Genomic DNA, 14,091 nt, shown 5'->3' with positions numbered 1-14,091 from the left:
TGGCTCGCTCATTGGCCGAAGGCCTTCAGGAAGAAGTCGCGGGCGCCGAAATTCCCCGATTTCAGGGCCAGGTGCAGGCCGGGGGTCTCGGCGAAGGTCCAGGGCACGCCAGGATCGATCTCCGCCCCGATCCGCAGGCTGTGGACGCCGAGGCGGGAGACGACGGCGCCCGAGGTCTCGCCGCCGGCGACCACCAGCCGCCCGACGCCGCCCGCCACCAGCGCCTCAGCGATGCCGGCCAGCACGTCTTCCACCAGGGCGCCCGCCTTGTCCCGGCCCAGCCGCGCCTGCAGCGCCTGCACCTTCTCGGGCGGCGCCGAGGCGGCGATCACCACCGGCGCCTCGCCGAGCTTGTCCGTCGCCCAGTCCAGCGCCTGCTGCTGCAGCGCCGCGACATCGGGCGTCGCTAGCACGTCGAGCTCCAGCGTATGGGCATGGTTTCGCGCATAGCCGATCTGCCCGAGTGTCGCCCGCGAGCAGGAGCCCGCCAGCACCGCCGCATGGCCCCGCATCGGCGGCAGCTCGGCCGCCGCCGCGCCGCGTTCCGGCAGCAGCCCGGCGGCACGGAAATTCGCCGGCAGGCCCATGGCGACGCCGGAGCCGCCGGTGATGAGCGCATGGCCCGCCGCAGCCTCCCCGATCGCCAGCAGATGCGCATCCGTCACCGCATCGACGATGGCGTAGCGCCGGCCGCTTTCCTTGAGGCCCGTCATCGCCTTGCGGATCGCTGCCGCGCCCTGCTCGACCGTGGCGAAGGGAACCAGCCCCACCGTTCCGTCGGTCTGGCGCGACAGCACCCGTAACAGATTGGCGTCGCGCATCGGCGTCAGCGGGTGGTTCTCCATCCCGCTCTCGTTCAGCAGCTTGTCGCCGACGAAGAGATGCCCCTGATAGACCGTCCGCCCATTGGTCGGGAAAGCCGGGTTGGCGAGGGCGAAGCCGCAATCGAGCCGCCGGACCAGCGCATCCGCCACCGGGCCGATATTGCCCTCATCGGTGCTGTCGAAGGTCGAGCAGTATTTGAAGAAGATCTGCCGGGCGCCCGCGGCCAGCAGCGCCTCGCAGGCCGCGAGGCTTTCCGCCACCGCCTCCCGCACCGGGGCGGTGCGGGATTTCAGCGCAACGATCACCGCATCCGCCTCAGGCAGCGGGCCGGTGGGGACGCCGATCACCTGCACGGCGGTCATGCCACCCTTCACCAGCGTATTGGCGAGGTCGGTGGCGCCGGTGAAATCATCGGCGATGCAGCCGAGCAGCGGCATGGGGTGTCCCTCCCTGTCTTCGGGCCACACTCCGCGATGCGCCGGGCGCTTTCAACCCCGCCCGGTCAACCCCGCCCCGGCGGCAGCGCCAGCAGGTCCCGGTGCCCGATCCGGGCCGAAAGCCGCCGCTCCGCCACCTGATCGAGCCGTGTCCGCAGCCAGGCCTCCAGCCGCGGGTCGTCCCGCCGGTCCTGCCGCCGCGCCGCCTCGGCATGGCCGAGGACCAGCTCGGTCAGGAAGCGCGGTGCCGCCTCCGCCATGCCCGGCAGCGGCGCCGGACCGCGGCTGCGGGCCTCCCAGTCGCTCGGCGCGCTCTCCACCGTGAAGCCCTGTGCGCCAAAGACCTCGGCGATGGCGGCGGGTGCCCGCGGGCCGAGGGCGACCCCAGCGAAACCCTTGTCCCGCCCCTGGTCGCGGCGGAACAGGTCGGCCACCAGCCGGTCCGCCGGATGCGGCGGGGCGAGGCGGTCGCGCCCGGTGACGCAGAGCGCGGCATAGAAGGGCACCCGCAGCGCCGCCGCCAGCCGTTCCAGCCAGGGGCGGGAAACGAGGTCGCAGAGCGCCGAGCTGACCACCGCATCCGCCCCCGTCAGCGGCAGGCCGCGCGGCGCATCCTCCAGATCGAGAATCAGGCTCTCCACCCGCCAGGCGCCGCCCGGCGCATGCACCAGCAGGGTTCGCCGGTTGGGGAAGGTGACGGTATAGCCCACCGCCTCCGCCCGGTCGGCGATGGTGTCGAAGGCCGCCTCCAGCAACTCGCGGCTGGAATCGACCAGGGTCCAGGCCTGGGCCCGCCCCAGCCGGGGCGCGAGGAAGCGCAGCAGGCTCCCCGTCCCGGCGCCGAGATCGAGGAAGCGCGGCCGCGCCGGCAGCCGGGCCAGCAGGCGGTCGGCCAGGGCGGCGCTGCGCGCCGCGGCATCGAAGGGCTCCCGCAGGTCGAGCCAGTCGAGGGCGAAGTCCTCGCTCATCCGGCCTGCTCCAGCTCGGCGCGGAAGGCCGCGGCGCGGTCGGCCCAGCGCGGCAGGCGCTGCCCGGCGGCCCAGGCCGCCTCCGCCATCTCTGCCCGCAGCTCATGGTCAAAGATCAGCCGCCGCAGCGCCTTGGACAGCGAGACGACATCCCCTGGCGGCGAGACGGCGCCCGCCTCCAGCGGCAGCAGTTCGGCCAGCGCCCCGCCGGAGGTCACGGCCGCCGGCAGGCCACGCGCCAGCGCCTCGGCCAGCGCCATGCCATAGCCTTCCCAATTCGAGGCGAGGACAAAGGCATCCGCCCCGTCATAGAGCGCCTCCAGCGCCGCTCCCTCGACCTCGCCCGCGAAGGTGACGCGGCCGGCAAGCTCCGGCGCCTCGGCCTGGGCGCGCAGCGCCGCGGCGCAATCCGCATCCCGCGCGGCGCCGGCGATGGTCAGCCGCCAGTCAAGATCGGAGAGGCGCGCCAGGGCCCGCAGCAGCACGTCATGCCCCTTGCGCGGGATCAGCGTCCCGACCGAGAGCAGCGCGATGCCGGGCCCCCCCGAGCCGCGCGCGCGGGGTGCCGGATCCGTCCCCGGCTCCACTACGCCGACCCGCGCCGGCTCCACACCGAAATCCGCCGCCAGCCGCCGCGCGGTGAGGCCGGAGGTAGCGATCAGCCGGGCGAGGCGGGGCAGCAGCGCCGCCTCGATCGCGCGCAGCGCCTCTCGCCGCTCGGCCCGGCCTTCCAGCGCCGTCGGGTGATGGATCAGCGCCACCGCCCGGCGCGCCACCAGCGCATCAGCCAGCGGCGCGAAGGCGGGCAGGCCGAGCCCGTCAATGACGATCCGCACCTCCGCCGGCAGGCGGTCCAGCGCCGTCCTCGCCGCCGCCTCGGCTGCCGCATCGGGCAGCGGGTGGCGCCCGGCCAGTTCCACGACCTCGACCGTCTCGCCGAGCGCGCGCAGCCCTTCGACCAGGCGCCGGTCGTAATTGTAGCCGCCGGAGATGGTGGCGAAGGGCCCGGGGACGAGCAGGGCAATGGTCATGCGACCGGCCCTTCATAGGCCGCCCAGGCATTCGGGCTTTCCCGCAGCAGCACCTTCAGCCCGGTGACATTCGCCGCCTGCGGGCCGAGCCGTCCCTTGCGCAGCGCCGCCACCAGCAGCCCGTGGATATGCAGGCAGAGATATTCGGTGGTGGTGTTCAACCCGGCGAAGGCGGGCTCGGCATCCAGGTTGCGGTAGTCGAGCCCATCCAGCGCGCGCCGCAGTTCCTGCTTGGCGAGGCCGATATCGACCAGCAGGTGCAGCCCGTCCAGCCGCTCGGCGCGGAACTCCGCCTCCACCGCGAAGGTGGCGCCGTGCAGCCGCTGGGCCGGGCCGAATTCGGCGCCGCGGAAGCTGTGCGCCACCATGATGTGGTCGCAGACGGTCAGGCTGAACATGCGGCAGGTCTCACGGGTAGTAGAGGATGGTCGGGCAGGGATGGGAGCCACCCTCCTCCAGCAGCCCCGGCAGGGCCGCCGGCAGCCCGGCGAAGGGGAGGGGCGGCGCGAGCAGCGCATCGAAGCGCGAATCCGCCAGCAAGGCCAGCGCCAGGGCCAGGCGGTCCGCATGGCTGCGCCGCCCGCGCATGGCCGGCGCCACCTGCCCCACCTGGGAGGAGATCAGGGCGAACCGCCCGGCATGGAAGGCCTCGCCGAGCGGCAGAGAAACCTCGCGGTCGCCATGCCAGCTCGCCTCGATGATCCGCGCCTCGAAGCCCGCATGGGCGAGGGCGAGGCGGAGCCCGGCGGCGCTGCCGCTGGCATGCACCACCAGGTCGCAGCCCTTGGGCGCTTCCTCCGGCCGGCAGAATTCGGCGCCCATGGCCCGTGCCAGCCCCGCCCGCCTGGGATCGATGTCGCAGAGCGTGACCGAAAGCCCCGGGATGCGCGCCAGCAGCGCCGCGGCCAGCAGCCCGACCACGCCGGCGCCCACCACCAGCGCCCATTCGCCGAGCAGCGGCCGCGCATCCCAGAGGATGTTCACCGCCGTCTCCATATTGGCGGCCAGCACGGCGCGGAGATCGGGCACGTCATCGGGGACGGGGATGCACATCGCCGCCGGGGCGAGGAAGAGATCCTGGTGCGGATGCAGGCAGAAGACCCGCCGGCCGAGCAGCGCGTCAGGCCCGTCCTCGACCACCCCCACCGCGGCATAGCCGTATTTCACCGGATGCGGGAAATCCCCGGCCATCAGCGGCGCCCGCATCACCGGCCACTGGCTCTCCGGCACCCGTCCCGCGAGCACCAGCCGCTCCGTCCCGCGCGAGATGCCGCTGGCCCGCATTCGCACCAGCGCCTGGTCGGGCGCGCGGGGCGGGAGGCTTTCCTCGCGCAGCTCCGCGACACCCGGCGCCACATACCACAAGGCCCTTGCCTTCACGCGCAGACCCCCGGCCGCACCCGGTCGAGCGCGATGTCGAACAGCATGTCCGGCTCCAGCGGATGCACGGTCCAGCGGAAGCGCAGACCATCGGCGATGCGCGCCGCCTCGGGCAGGGTGAAGGCGGGGATGCCGGAGCCGAGCAGCACCGGCGCCACCGTCACATGCAGCCGGTCCAGCGCGCCGGCGGCGAGGAAGCGGCTGACCGTGACGCCGCCGCCCTCGACGAAGATGCGGGTCAGGCCGCGCGCCGCCAGCGCCCGCAGGATGGCGGGAATGCCGAGCCCGCCGGCCACCGGATCGCGCGGCAGCCGCACCACCTCCGCCTCGCCCAGCCGGTCGCCGCCGGGCGCGTCATCGGCGGCCAGCAGCAGGGTCGGCGGGCCGCCCTGGAACATCTGGTAGCGGGCATCGAGCCGCCGCTCAGGGTCCAGCACCACCCGCACCGGATCGGGGCCGGGACAGGCGCGGGTGGTCAGCCGCGGATCGTCATGCCGCACCGTGCCGGCGCCGACGACGACCGCATCGCAGAGCGCCCGCAGCCGGTGGGTGTGCAGGATATCGCCCTGGCCGCCGATCCATTGCGAGGAGCCGGAGGCGGTGGCGATCCGCCCGTCCAGCGTCTGGGCCAGCCGCCCGACGACCACGCAGCCATCCGGCGCCCGGGCCGGGGCCAGCAGCGGCCCGAACAGCGCCGCGAGCGCTGTGCCGCCGGGCGGGGCGCAGCCGCGCCCGCGCCAGGCCAGCAGCGCAGTCCAGTCGTCAATCGCCCCGGTGCCGTCCATGCCGGCGCGACCATGCCGGAACGGTGGACGCGGCGCCAGCGGGACCTTCGCGCCAACCATTCCTTAATCGAAATTTCTGAGATTGATACGATGTTCGCAGGAGACCGTATCCGTGCTTCAGGCATTCCGTCGCAACCCGGCCTTCGCGGCACGGGTCGCAGCACTCGACGCGCTCCAGGCCAATGTCATGCTCGTCGGCCAGGATTTCACCATTCTCCACATGAACCCCGCCGCCCGCGCCCTGATGCGGGAGGCCGAGGCCGATTTCCGGACCGAGCTGCCGCGCTTCCAGGCCGATGCGCTGATCGGCAGCAGCATCGATGTCTTCCAGCGCGACCCGGCGCAGCAGCGGGCGACCCTCTCCACGCTCGAGGCGCCGCAGGTCACCACCCTCCGCATCGGCCCGCGGGAGCTGGACCTGCGCGTGACACCGCTGCGTGACAATGGACGGCGGATCGGCTTCGCCTTCGAATGGACCGATGCGGGGGAACGCCGGCGCAACCTGGATCATGCCGCTCAACTGGCCGCGCTCGGTCGGTCCCAGGCCATCATCCAGTTCGACCCGGACGGCACCATCCTCGATGCCAACGCGAATTTCCTCCAGGCCATGGGCTATAGGCCGGAGGAGGTGCGCGGCCGCCATCACGCCATCTTTGTCGAGCCCAGCCTGCGCGAGAGCCCGGACTACCAGCGCTTCTGGGACAGGTTGCGGGCGGGCGAATACCAGGCCGCGCAATTCCGCCGGGTCGGCAAGGGTGGCCGGGAGGTCTGGATCGAAGGCGCCTACAACCCGATCCTCGATACGGATGGCAAGGTGGCGAAGGTGGTGAAGACCGCCACCGACATCACCCCGAACGTCCAGCTCCTCGGCAACCTCAAGCAGCTGATCGACCGCAACTTCGCCGAGATCGATGGCGCGATCGCCCGCTCCGCCGGCAGCGCCGGCGCGGCTGCCGCCGCCGCCGACCGCACCAATGCCGAGGTCCAGTCCGCCGCCGGCGGCATCGAGCAACTCGCTGCCTCGATCAGTGAGATCGCCGAGAGCATGGCCCGCTCGCGCGCCGCCACCGAACGCGCCTCCGACGAGACGAAGGCCCTGGCCCGCACCACCGACAGCCTGACCCAGGCGGCGCAGGCCATGGGCGGCATCGTCGGGCTGATCCGCACCATCGCCAGCCAGATCAACCTCCTCGCCCTCAACGCGACAATCGAGGCGGCGCGGGCCGGCGAGGCCGGCAAGGGCTTTGCCGTGGTCGCCTCGGAGGTGAAGAACCTGGCGGTGCAGGCCGCCCGCGCCACCGAACAGATCTCCGCCGAGATCGATGGCATCCAGACCACCTCCACCGGCGTCGCCGGCGCGCTGGACGCGATCCGGGAAGCGGTGGCGACCGTGCTCGACAGCGTCACCCTCACCGCCGCCGCGGTCGAGGAGCAGAATGCGGTGACCCGCAGCCTGGCCGAGACCATGCGCAATGCGGCGGGCTCGGTCTCCACCGTCTCCGCCAGCATGGGCGAGATCACCGCCGCGGTGCAGGAGGCGGGCGACGCCATGGGCAAGACCAAGCAGGCGGCGCAGGTGCTGGTGCGTTGAGGCTAGCTACTGCGGCTCGACGCCCAGCTCGCGCAGGATGCGGCCGTAATTCGCATATTCCGTGTGGATCATGCGGGTCAGCTCGGCCCGCGGCATGAAGCGCACCGGGCTGGCGCTGCTCGCCAGCACGCGGCGCACCGCCGGCTCCTCCAGCGCGCCGCGGCATGCGGCCTCGAGCCGGTCGAGCACCGGCGCCGGCGTGCCACGCGGCGCATAGATGCCGACCTGGGAGAATTGCAGCGCGTCGATCCCCTGCTCGCGTGCTGTCGGCACATCCGGGAAATCCGGATGCCGGTTCTCGGAGAAGACCGCCAGCATCCGCATCCGCCCGGCCCGCACCAGCTCGGCGACGGAGCTGACGATGGCGGCGGAGAAATCCAGCCGCCCCGCCAGGGTGTCGTTCACATGCGGGGCCTCGCCGCGATAGGGGACATGGTTCATCTCCACCCCCGTAGCCCTCTGCACCCGCCAGACCGCGAGCTGCGGCAGGGAATTCGGCCCCGGGCTGCCGAAGCTCAGGGCCCGCCGCCGCCCTTCCGCCACCAGCCCCGGCAGGTCGCGGATTGGGCTGTCCGCCCGGACCGCGACGGTGATGACGTTCTCATTGGTGCCGCAGACGCCTTCGAAGCTGTCGGGCCCGATGCCGGCATCGCGCAGCAGATGCGGCTGCACCACGATCGCGGTCATCGGCGTATGGCCGAGCGTATAGCCATCCGGCGGGTTGCCGGCGACGATGCGCATGCCGACCACGCCCGAGGCGCCGTCCCGCGTCATCGGCACCAGCGGCTGGCCGAGCGCCCGCTGGAGATGCTCGCCCATGGCCCGGATCAGCACATCCGCCGCACCCGGCGAATAGGGCATCACCATGGTGATCGGCCGGTCGGGATACTCGGCCCGGGCCGCGCCGGGACCGACTGCCAGCAAGGCCAGCACCGCCAGGCCGCGCAGGGCCGTCATCGCATCGGGCATCGGCACCTCAGCCCCCCTTGTCGAGAACCTGCCGCACCTTGCGGGCGAGCTGGTCGAAGGAGAAGGGCTTGGTCAGCAGCTCCACGCCCGCATCCACCACGCCGTTATGGACGATGGCATTCGGCGTATAGCCGGTGGTGTAGAGCACGCGGAGCCCCGGGCGCTGTTGCCGCGCCTGTTCGGCCAGCATCCGCCCGCTCATCCCCGGCATGACCACATCGGTAAACAGGAGCTGCACCGGCCCCAGTCGCGGCAGCATGGACAGGGCCGAGACGCCGTCCGGCGCCTCCTCCACCGTATAGCCCAGCTCCCGCAGCATGCCGGAATGCACGCGGCGCACCGCCTCGTCATCCTCGACCAGCAGGATCAGCCCGCTGCCGGCCGGGGCGATGGCAGCGGCCGGCGGCTCGCCGGCGGCGGGCCCGCCTTCGCCGGTATGGCGCGGCAGATAGAGCTTCAGCGTGGTGCCGTGCCCCTGTTCGGAATAGATCTTGATGTGGCCGCGCGACTGCTTGACGAAGCCATGCACCTGGCTGAGCCCGAGCCCGGTGCCGCGGCCCTCACCCTTGGTGGTGAAGAAGGGGTCGAAGGCGCGGGCGATCACCTCCGGCGGCATGCCGGTGCCGGTATCGGTCACCGCGATCAGCACATATTGCCCGGCGGTGACATCCGCCTCCGCCGCCGCATAGGCGTCGTCGAGATAGGCATTCTGCGTCTCGATCGTCAGCCGGCCGCCCTGCGGCATGGCGTCGCGCGCATTGACCACCAGGTTGAGCAGCGCATTCTCGAGCTGGCCGGGATCGATCATGCAGCGCCAGAGCCCGCCGGCCAGCACGCATTCCAGCTTCACCTGCTCGCCGAGGGTGCGGCGGAACAGCTCCTCCAACTCGGCGATCAGCGCATTGGCATCCACGACCACCGGCGCGAGCGGCTGGCGGCGGGCGAAGGCGAGCAGCTTATGGGTCAGCGCCGCGGCGCGGCGCGCCCCGTCCATCGCATGGTCCAGGTGCTTTTCGATATCGGTGCGGCCCTGGCCCAAGCGGCGGCGCATGACGTCCAGGCTGCCGATGATGATCGCCAGCATGTTGTTGAAGTCATGCGCGATGCCGCCGGTGAGCTGGCCGACCGCCTCCATCTTCTGCATCTGCCGCACCTGCGCCTCGGCGCGGTCGCGGCGGCTGATCTGTTCCCGCAGATGGGCGTTCAGCAGGGTCAGCTCGCGGGTACGGAGCGCCACCTGTTCCTCCAGCCGGGCCTGGTTCTCCTGCATCTGCCGGCCGGTCTCGGCCAGGCGGGTGGCGGCCCGCAGCAGCTGGTCCAGCAGCGCCACCATGATGGTGGAGACGGTGATGAAGGATGCCATGCCGATGGCGCCGGAGGGCCAGGAGAGGTGGAAGCTGCCGACCGGCTCGATCAGGAAGTAGCCGGACAGCCCGGCCGAGAGCAGCGTCGCAAGCGCTCCGGCCAGCCAGCCGCCGAGGAAGGCCGCGGCCAGGATGGCAGGGAAGAAGGTGAGGAAGGGATAGCCGGTGAGGAGGTCATCCAGCAGCAGGCGCAGGGCGAGGCCGAGCAACGGAGCCGCCAGCGCCATGGCCAACCCAGGCCAGCCGCGCCGCCGGATCGCTTCGGTCGCGGCCACGATGTCCAACCCCGGCTCCCCTTACATGCCCCGGCACGCCTTACCGGTGCGCCAAGATTCGTACAGCGCCGCGTATGTCAAGACATGTAACGAGTGCAAGATTTGTACTCGTGACGAATCTATTCCGAAACAAAAGCGGGCCTGTCGATCAGAGCCGGACGGATTCGGTCCTGAATTGCTCTTCGGCGCTGCGCTGGAATTCCTTGTTCAGCACCAGGGCCGCCGCGGCGGCCAGGCTGGCGGCGGCGAGGATGCCGACCAGGATCGATTTCACCGTGACGCACTCCCCGAGAATGGCACCATAGCGGTATGGGTCCGGCTCATTCCGAAGGCAAGAGGGACTCGGCCAGCGCCAGATCCGCCGGCGCATTGGCGTTGAAGAAGGGGTCGCGCGGCGTGGCGGGCCAGTCCGCCGCGGCGCAGCCGAAGCGGGCGGTCCAGCGGTCGATCTTCCGCTCGCCGTCCAGGAGGGCCGTGCGCAGGGCCCCACGCAGCGCGACCGGCCAGAGTGCCACCGGCGGATGCGTCTGCCCACCCGAGGCGGCGCAGGCCAGCGGCACCCCCGCCGCCCGTCGTGCCGCCTCCAGCCGGGCGAGGAGATCGGGCGGCAGGAAGGGGCAGTCGCCCGGCACCGAGAGGATATCCGCGACCTCCGGACGCTGCGCCGCGGCCCAGTCGAGCCCAGCCAGGATGCCGGCCAGCGGCCCGGGATGATCCGGCAGCGGGTCCGGCACCACCGGCAGCCCATAGGGAGCGAAGCGCGCCGGGTCGCCATTGGCATTCAGGATCACGCCCGCCACCTGCGGCGCGACCCGCGCCAGCACATGGTCGAGCAGCGGCCGCCCCCCCAGCAGCCGCAGCGGCTTGTCGCCGCCGCCCATCCGCCGCGCCAGCCCGCCGGCCAGCACCACCGCCCAGACGCTACTCATCCCGGGCATTCTTCCGCCAATGCTTCGCACTTTCCTCCTCGACATAGGCGAGGTCGGCATCGAAGACGATGCGTTCCTCCCCGGCCAGCGCCGTGAAGCGCTTGCCCTTGCAGCGGCCGATGAGCGTCAGACCCGCCTCCCGCGCCAGTTCCACGCCCCAGGCGGTGAAGCCGCTGCGCGAGATCAGGATCGGGATCCCCATGCGCACCGTCTTGATCACCATCTCCGAGGTGAGGCGACCGGTGGTGTAGAAGATCTTGTCGTCCGGCGCGCAGCCGGCGCGGAACATCCAGCCGGCGATCTTGTCCACCGCATTGTGGCGGCCGACATCCTCCATATAGACCAGCGGCCGGTCCTGCTGGCACAGCGCGCAGCCATGGATCGCGCCGGCTTCCAGGTAGAGCGTCGGCAGGGTGTTGATGCGGTGCAGCAGCCGGTAGAGCCAGGAGGTGCGCAACTCGGCCGCCGGCAGGCGCCGGGCGGCGAAGTCTTCCAGCAGGTCGCCGAAGGCGGTGCCCTGGGCGCAGCCGCTGGTCAGCGTCTTCTTCTTCAGCTTCTCCTCGTAATCGGTGCGCCGCTCGGTCCGCACGATGACGACGCCGAGATCCTCGTCATACTCGACGCCGTGCACGACATCGTCGCGCCGCAGCATCCCCTGGTTCAGCAGGTAGCCGAGCGCCAGATCCTCCGGCCGGTCGAGGATCGTCATCATGGTGACGATCTCCTGCCTGTTCAGATACAGCGTGAGCGGCCGTTCCACCGTGACGCTGACTTCGACCTGCGCCCCGGTCTGGTCGAGGCCGGTGACACGGCGGGTCAGCCGCGGGTCGGTGGGGTCGGGCTGGACGAGAAGCGGCGGTTCCATGCGGCGGAGGGTGGGGAGCCTGGGCCCGCCGCGCAACCCATCCTCGGCACCGGACGTTGCCGGACCGAAGGAGACGCCGATGCCCAGCTATGAATTCCCCGCCGATGCCGGCCTGCCCCTCAGCGGCGCCGGCCCGGAGGCGATCACCGCCCATCTCGACCGCCTCGGCCTGCCCCATGCCGGGCTGCGCATCAACCGGCGGGGCGAGGTGGTGACGCTGGAGGGAAGCGTCGCCGATGGCGATGCGGCGGAGCGGCTGGTGCTGGCCACGGGCAACCTCCAGGGCGTGGCGCGGGTCGAGGACAAGCTGACCCCGGCCCATACCCCCGGCCTGCTGGACAGCCTCGGCGCCTTCGCCCGGCTGCCCGCCGGCGCCGCGAGCACCGAGGCGGCGGAAACCGCCATGCACCAGGCCCAGGTCGAGACCGGCACCCGCTTCGGCCCCGGCCGCAGCCTGTTCCACACCATGCAGCCGGGCGAGACCCTGGCCGAGCTCGCCGCCCGCCATCTCGGCGGGGACGAGCGGCGGCTGATGGAGGCGAATGCGCCCATCCTGGCCGGCACCCTGCCCGGGCCGGGGATGGTGATCCGCATCCCGCCGGCCTAAGTCAATCCGGATGGGAACCGAAATCGAGCGCAAATTCCTGGTCGCCGGGGAGGGCTGGCGCAGCGCCGCCGGCCCCGGCCTCCGGCTGCGCCAGGGCTATCTGCATGCCGGCCCGCCGGTGGTGCGCATCCGCCAGGCGGGGGATCAGGCCTTCCTCACGGTCAAGGGTCCTGGCCTGCTGACCCGGGCCGAGTTCGAATACCCGATCCCGCCCGCCGATGCGGAGACGATGCTGGCGCTGCTCTGCCGGCAGCCGATCATCGAGAAGACCCGCCACCGCATCCCGCAGGATGGTCTGGTCTGGGAGGTGGACGAATTCGCCGGCCATCTCGCGGGGCTGGTCCTGGCCGAGATCGAACTCCCGAAGCCCGACCACCCCTTCCGCCGCCCCGATTGGCTGGGGCGAGAGGTGACGGAGGATGCGCGTTACCAGAACGTCGCCCTGTCCCGCGCGGCGGGGCCGCCGGAATAGTCCCCGGGCGTCAGCGCTTCTCGATATTCCAGAACACCATCACCGGTGCGGCCAGCACGCCCTCGACGGCGGCGCGGCGCGCATAGGGGACATCGGCCTGGCCGAGCAGGCGATAGGGCTGCACCACCGCGAGCCGCGCCTGCAAGGCCTCGGCGAAGCGCCGCCGCTCCGCTTCGTCCGACGCCTCGATGAAAGCGACGCGCAGCCGCTCCGCCTCCTCGTCGCAGGGCCAGCCGGCCCAGTTACGGCCGTCGCAGGACATGCTGGTGCCGATATTCGTCAGCGGATGGAACATCGTCGCGCCCGAGGCGCCGGTGGCGAAGATGTTGTAGCCGCCCTGGTCGGGCGGGTCCTTGCGCGGCTGGCGGGTGATGACCGTGCCCCAGTCGTTGTACTGCAGGTCGATATTCATCCCGGCCCGGCGCATCCCGGCCGCGGCGACCTCCGCCATGCGGCCGATCCAGGGGATGTCGTTGGTGGTGATGAAGACCAGCCGCTCGCCCCGGTAGCCTGCCTCGGCGAGGAGAGCGCGGGCGCGCTCAAGATTCGGCCGCGCATAGGGCTCCGTCCCGGCCTCCGAGGCATAGGCGGTGCCGCAGACGAAATAGGCCTCGCAGCGCCGCCACCAGCGCGGTTCGCCGAAGCCGGCCGCCATGGTGTCGGCCTGGTCGACGATATAGGCCAGCGCCAGCCGGGCGCGCGGGTCGTTGAAGGGCGGGAAGAGGCTGTTCGGCCGCAGCATGCCCTGGGTGCCGAGCCCGTTCAGCCGGTCCACCACGAGGCCGCGCTGGCGGGAAACGACCGGGACAAGGTCGCCCGCCACCTGCTCCCAGATGTCGATCTCGCCGGATTGCAGCGCGGCGGCGACCGTCGATGCATCGGGGATGTTGATCCATTCCACGCGGTCGACCTTCACCACGCGGCCGCCGGCGAGGCCATCGGCCGGCTCGCTGCGGGGGCGGTAGTCGGGGTTCCGCTCATAGACGACGCGCTGGCCGGCCATCCACTGGTCGCGCACGAATCGGAAGGGGCCGGAGCCGATGGTGGTCGTGACCGGCCGCCCGGGATCGGATTGCGCATCCTCCTCCCGCATGATGGCCGGGATGGCGCCGACCGCGGAGCCGAGGGCATAGGTCATCAGCCCGAAGGGCCGTTTGAGAACCAGGGCGAAGCTCCGGTCGTCGATGATCTCGAGCCGGGCGAGGGCATCGCTGAGGCGCGAGCCGACCGTGTCCCGCAGCATCCAGCGGCGCAGCGAGGCGGCGACGTCACGCGTCGTCACCGGCTTGCCGTCATGGAAGCGAAGCTCCGGCCGCAGGGTGAAGCGCCAGGTGAGCTGGTCGTCGCTGACCGACCAGGCTTCGACCATCTGCGGCTTCGGCTGCAGCGCCGAATCCCAGGCGAAGAGGGTTTCGTAGATCATCAGCCCGTGCAGCCGGGTGATGCTGACCGAAACGGCGACGGGATCGAGCGTCTTGAGATCGGCATGCGGCACGACCCGCAGCACGGATTGCGCCCCGGCGGGTAGGGCGAGCCCGGCCGCCAGCAGAGCAGCCAGCAAGGTTGCGCGAAGCGTCATCGGCACCGTCCCCC

Annotated in this window: 15 protein-coding genes; 3 read left to right on the top strand and 12 right to left on the bottom strand. The window is 71.7% G+C overall.

All coding sequences use genetic code 11. The features are described from left to right. Positions 1-8 precede the first annotated feature (8 nt). The 6 genes from otnK to JMJ55_RS09795 all read right to left on the bottom strand — a co-directional run bounded on the left by otnK (position 9) and on the right by JMJ55_RS09795 (position 5,426). The gene (gene otnK, locus JMJ55_RS09820) at positions 9-1,262 is read right to left on the bottom strand and encodes a 3-oxo-tetronate kinase (RefSeq protein ID WP_202825351.1); all 1,254 of its coding nucleotides are present in this window, start codon (positions 1,260-1,262) and stop codon (positions 9-11) included. A 65-nt stretch (positions 1,263-1,327) separates the two neighbouring features. Beyond that, positions 1,328-2,230 (bottom strand): class I SAM-dependent methyltransferase, encoded by a 903-nt coding sequence (locus tag JMJ55_RS09815; RefSeq protein ID WP_202825350.1) that lies wholly within the window; start codon positions 2,228-2,230, stop codon positions 1,328-1,330. Continuing rightward, on the bottom strand, positions 2,227-3,261 hold the full coding sequence (locus JMJ55_RS09810; RefSeq protein ID WP_202825349.1) for a glycosyltransferase family 4 protein: 1,035 nt from the start codon (positions 3,259-3,261) through the stop codon (positions 2,227-2,229). The genes JMJ55_RS09815 and JMJ55_RS09810 overlap by 4 nt, the downstream gene beginning before the upstream one ends. After that, positions 3,258-3,659: a 6-pyruvoyl trahydropterin synthase family protein gene (locus JMJ55_RS09805; RefSeq protein ID WP_202825348.1), complete on the bottom strand. Its 402-nt coding sequence runs from the start codon at positions 3,657-3,659 to the stop codon at positions 3,258-3,260. Before JMJ55_RS09805 ends, JMJ55_RS09810 begins: the two co-directional genes overlap by 4 nt. Before the next feature lie 10 nt (positions 3,660-3,669). Beyond that, positions 3,670-4,641 (bottom strand): zinc-dependent alcohol dehydrogenase, encoded by a 972-nt coding sequence (locus tag JMJ55_RS09800; protein ID WP_202825347.1) that lies wholly within the window; start codon positions 4,639-4,641, stop codon positions 3,670-3,672. Further along, complete coding sequence (locus JMJ55_RS09795; protein ID WP_202825346.1) at positions 4,638-5,426, bottom strand: RibD family protein; 789 nt, start codon at positions 5,424-5,426, stop codon at positions 4,638-4,640. The genes JMJ55_RS09800 and JMJ55_RS09795 overlap by 4 nt, the downstream gene beginning before the upstream one ends. 112 nt (positions 5,427-5,538) lie before the next feature. Between JMJ55_RS09795 and JMJ55_RS09790 the strand changes: the two genes are divergently transcribed. Continuing rightward, complete coding sequence (locus JMJ55_RS09790) at positions 5,539-7,017, top strand: methyl-accepting chemotaxis protein (protein WP_328702599.1); 1,479 nt, start codon at positions 5,539-5,541, stop codon at positions 7,015-7,017. Positions 7,018-7,023: 6 nt separating this feature from the next. On the opposite strand, the gene JMJ55_RS09785 is transcribed toward JMJ55_RS09790, so the two are convergent. From JMJ55_RS09785 to fdhD, 5 genes are all read right to left on the bottom strand, one after another. Further along, the gene (locus tag JMJ55_RS09785) at positions 7,024-7,986 is read right to left on the bottom strand and encodes a Bug family tripartite tricarboxylate transporter substrate binding protein (RefSeq protein WP_236033545.1); all 963 of its coding nucleotides are present in this window, start codon (positions 7,984-7,986) and stop codon (positions 7,024-7,026) included. A gap of 7 nt (positions 7,987-7,993) precedes the next feature. Then, a complete protein-coding gene (locus JMJ55_RS09780; RefSeq protein WP_328702607.1) occupies positions 7,994-9,625 on the bottom strand; it encodes an ATP-binding protein in 1,632 nt (543 codons plus the stop codon). Positions 9,626-9,773: 148 nt separating this feature from the next. Further along, positions 9,774-9,899 (bottom strand): hypothetical protein, encoded by a 126-nt coding sequence (locus JMJ55_RS31560; RefSeq protein ID WP_268885276.1) that lies wholly within the window; start codon positions 9,897-9,899, stop codon positions 9,774-9,776. Between the two features lie 46 nt (positions 9,900-9,945). Next, positions 9,946-10,554 (bottom strand): molybdenum cofactor guanylyltransferase MobA, encoded by a 609-nt coding sequence (mobA, locus tag JMJ55_RS09775; protein ID WP_202825343.1) that lies wholly within the window; start codon positions 10,552-10,554, stop codon positions 9,946-9,948. Next, on the bottom strand, positions 10,547-11,419 hold the full coding sequence (gene fdhD, locus JMJ55_RS09770) for a formate dehydrogenase accessory sulfurtransferase FdhD (RefSeq protein WP_202825342.1): 873 nt from the start codon (positions 11,417-11,419) through the stop codon (positions 10,547-10,549). Before fdhD ends, mobA begins: the two co-directional genes overlap by 8 nt. 79 nt (positions 11,420-11,498) lie before the next feature. Between fdhD and JMJ55_RS09765 the strand changes: the two genes are divergently transcribed. Both JMJ55_RS09765 and JMJ55_RS09760 read left to right on the top strand, forming a co-directional pair. Continuing rightward, entirely contained in the window at positions 11,499-12,026 is a 528-nt protein-coding gene (locus JMJ55_RS09765; protein WP_202825341.1) for a LysM peptidoglycan-binding domain-containing protein, read from the top strand. A gap of 10 nt (positions 12,027-12,036) precedes the next feature. Beyond that, on the top strand, positions 12,037-12,498 hold the full coding sequence (locus tag JMJ55_RS09760; RefSeq protein WP_202825340.1) for a CYTH domain-containing protein: 462 nt from the start codon (positions 12,037-12,039) through the stop codon (positions 12,496-12,498). A gap of 10 nt (positions 12,499-12,508) precedes the next feature. Here JMJ55_RS09760 and JMJ55_RS09755 read toward each other — a convergent pair whose 3' ends face one another. Then, on the bottom strand, positions 12,509-14,077 hold the full coding sequence (locus JMJ55_RS09755) for an ABC transporter substrate-binding protein (RefSeq protein WP_202825339.1): 1,569 nt from the start codon (positions 14,075-14,077) through the stop codon (positions 12,509-12,511). Between the last annotated feature and the right edge of the window lie 14 nt (positions 14,078-14,091).

Origin of the sequence: Belnapia mucosa (genome assembly GCF_016775475.1) — a bacterium.
Lineage (GTDB): Bacteria > Pseudomonadota > Alphaproteobacteria > Acetobacterales > Acetobacteraceae > Belnapia > Belnapia mucosa.
This window is presented reverse-complemented; position numbering and strand designations above follow the sequence as displayed.

Excerpts from the sequence above, each read along its gene's own strand:
- JMJ55_RS09765 (WP_202825341.1), top strand. The coding sequence starts at position 11,499 with ATGCCCAGCTATGAATTCCCCGCCGATGCCGGCCTGCCCCTCAGCGGC.
- JMJ55_RS09810 (WP_202825349.1), bottom strand. The coding sequence starts at position 3,261 with ATGACCATTGCCCTGCTCGTCCCCGGGCCCTTCGCCACCATCTCCGGC.
- JMJ55_RS09795 (WP_202825346.1), bottom strand. The coding sequence starts at position 5,426 with ATGGACGGCACCGGGGCGATTGACGACTGGACTGCGCTGCTGGCCTGG.
- JMJ55_RS09760 (WP_202825340.1), top strand. The coding sequence starts at position 12,037 with ATGGGAACCGAAATCGAGCGCAAATTCCTGGTCGCCGGGGAGGGCTGG.
- JMJ55_RS09815 (WP_202825350.1), bottom strand. The coding sequence starts at position 2,230 with ATGAGCGAGGACTTCGCCCTCGACTGGCTCGACCTGCGGGAGCCCTTC.
- JMJ55_RS09805 (WP_202825348.1), bottom strand. The coding sequence starts at position 3,659 with ATGTTCAGCCTGACCGTCTGCGACCACATCATGGTGGCGCACAGCTTC.
- JMJ55_RS09785 (WP_236033545.1), bottom strand. The coding sequence starts at position 7,986 with ATGCCCGATGCGATGACGGCCCTGCGCGGCCTGGCGGTGCTGGCCTTG.
- otnK (WP_202825351.1), bottom strand. The coding sequence starts at position 1,262 with ATGCCGCTGCTCGGCTGCATCGCCGATGATTTCACCGGCGCCACCGAC.
- fdhD (WP_202825342.1), bottom strand. The coding sequence starts at position 11,419 with ATGGAACCGCCGCTTCTCGTCCAGCCCGACCCCACCGACCCGCGGCTG.
- mobA (WP_202825343.1), bottom strand. The coding sequence starts at position 10,554 with ATGAGTAGCGTCTGGGCGGTGGTGCTGGCCGGCGGGCTGGCGCGGCGG.
- JMJ55_RS09755 (WP_202825339.1), bottom strand. The coding sequence starts at position 14,077 with ATGACGCTTCGCGCAACCTTGCTGGCTGCTCTGCTGGCGGCCGGGCTC.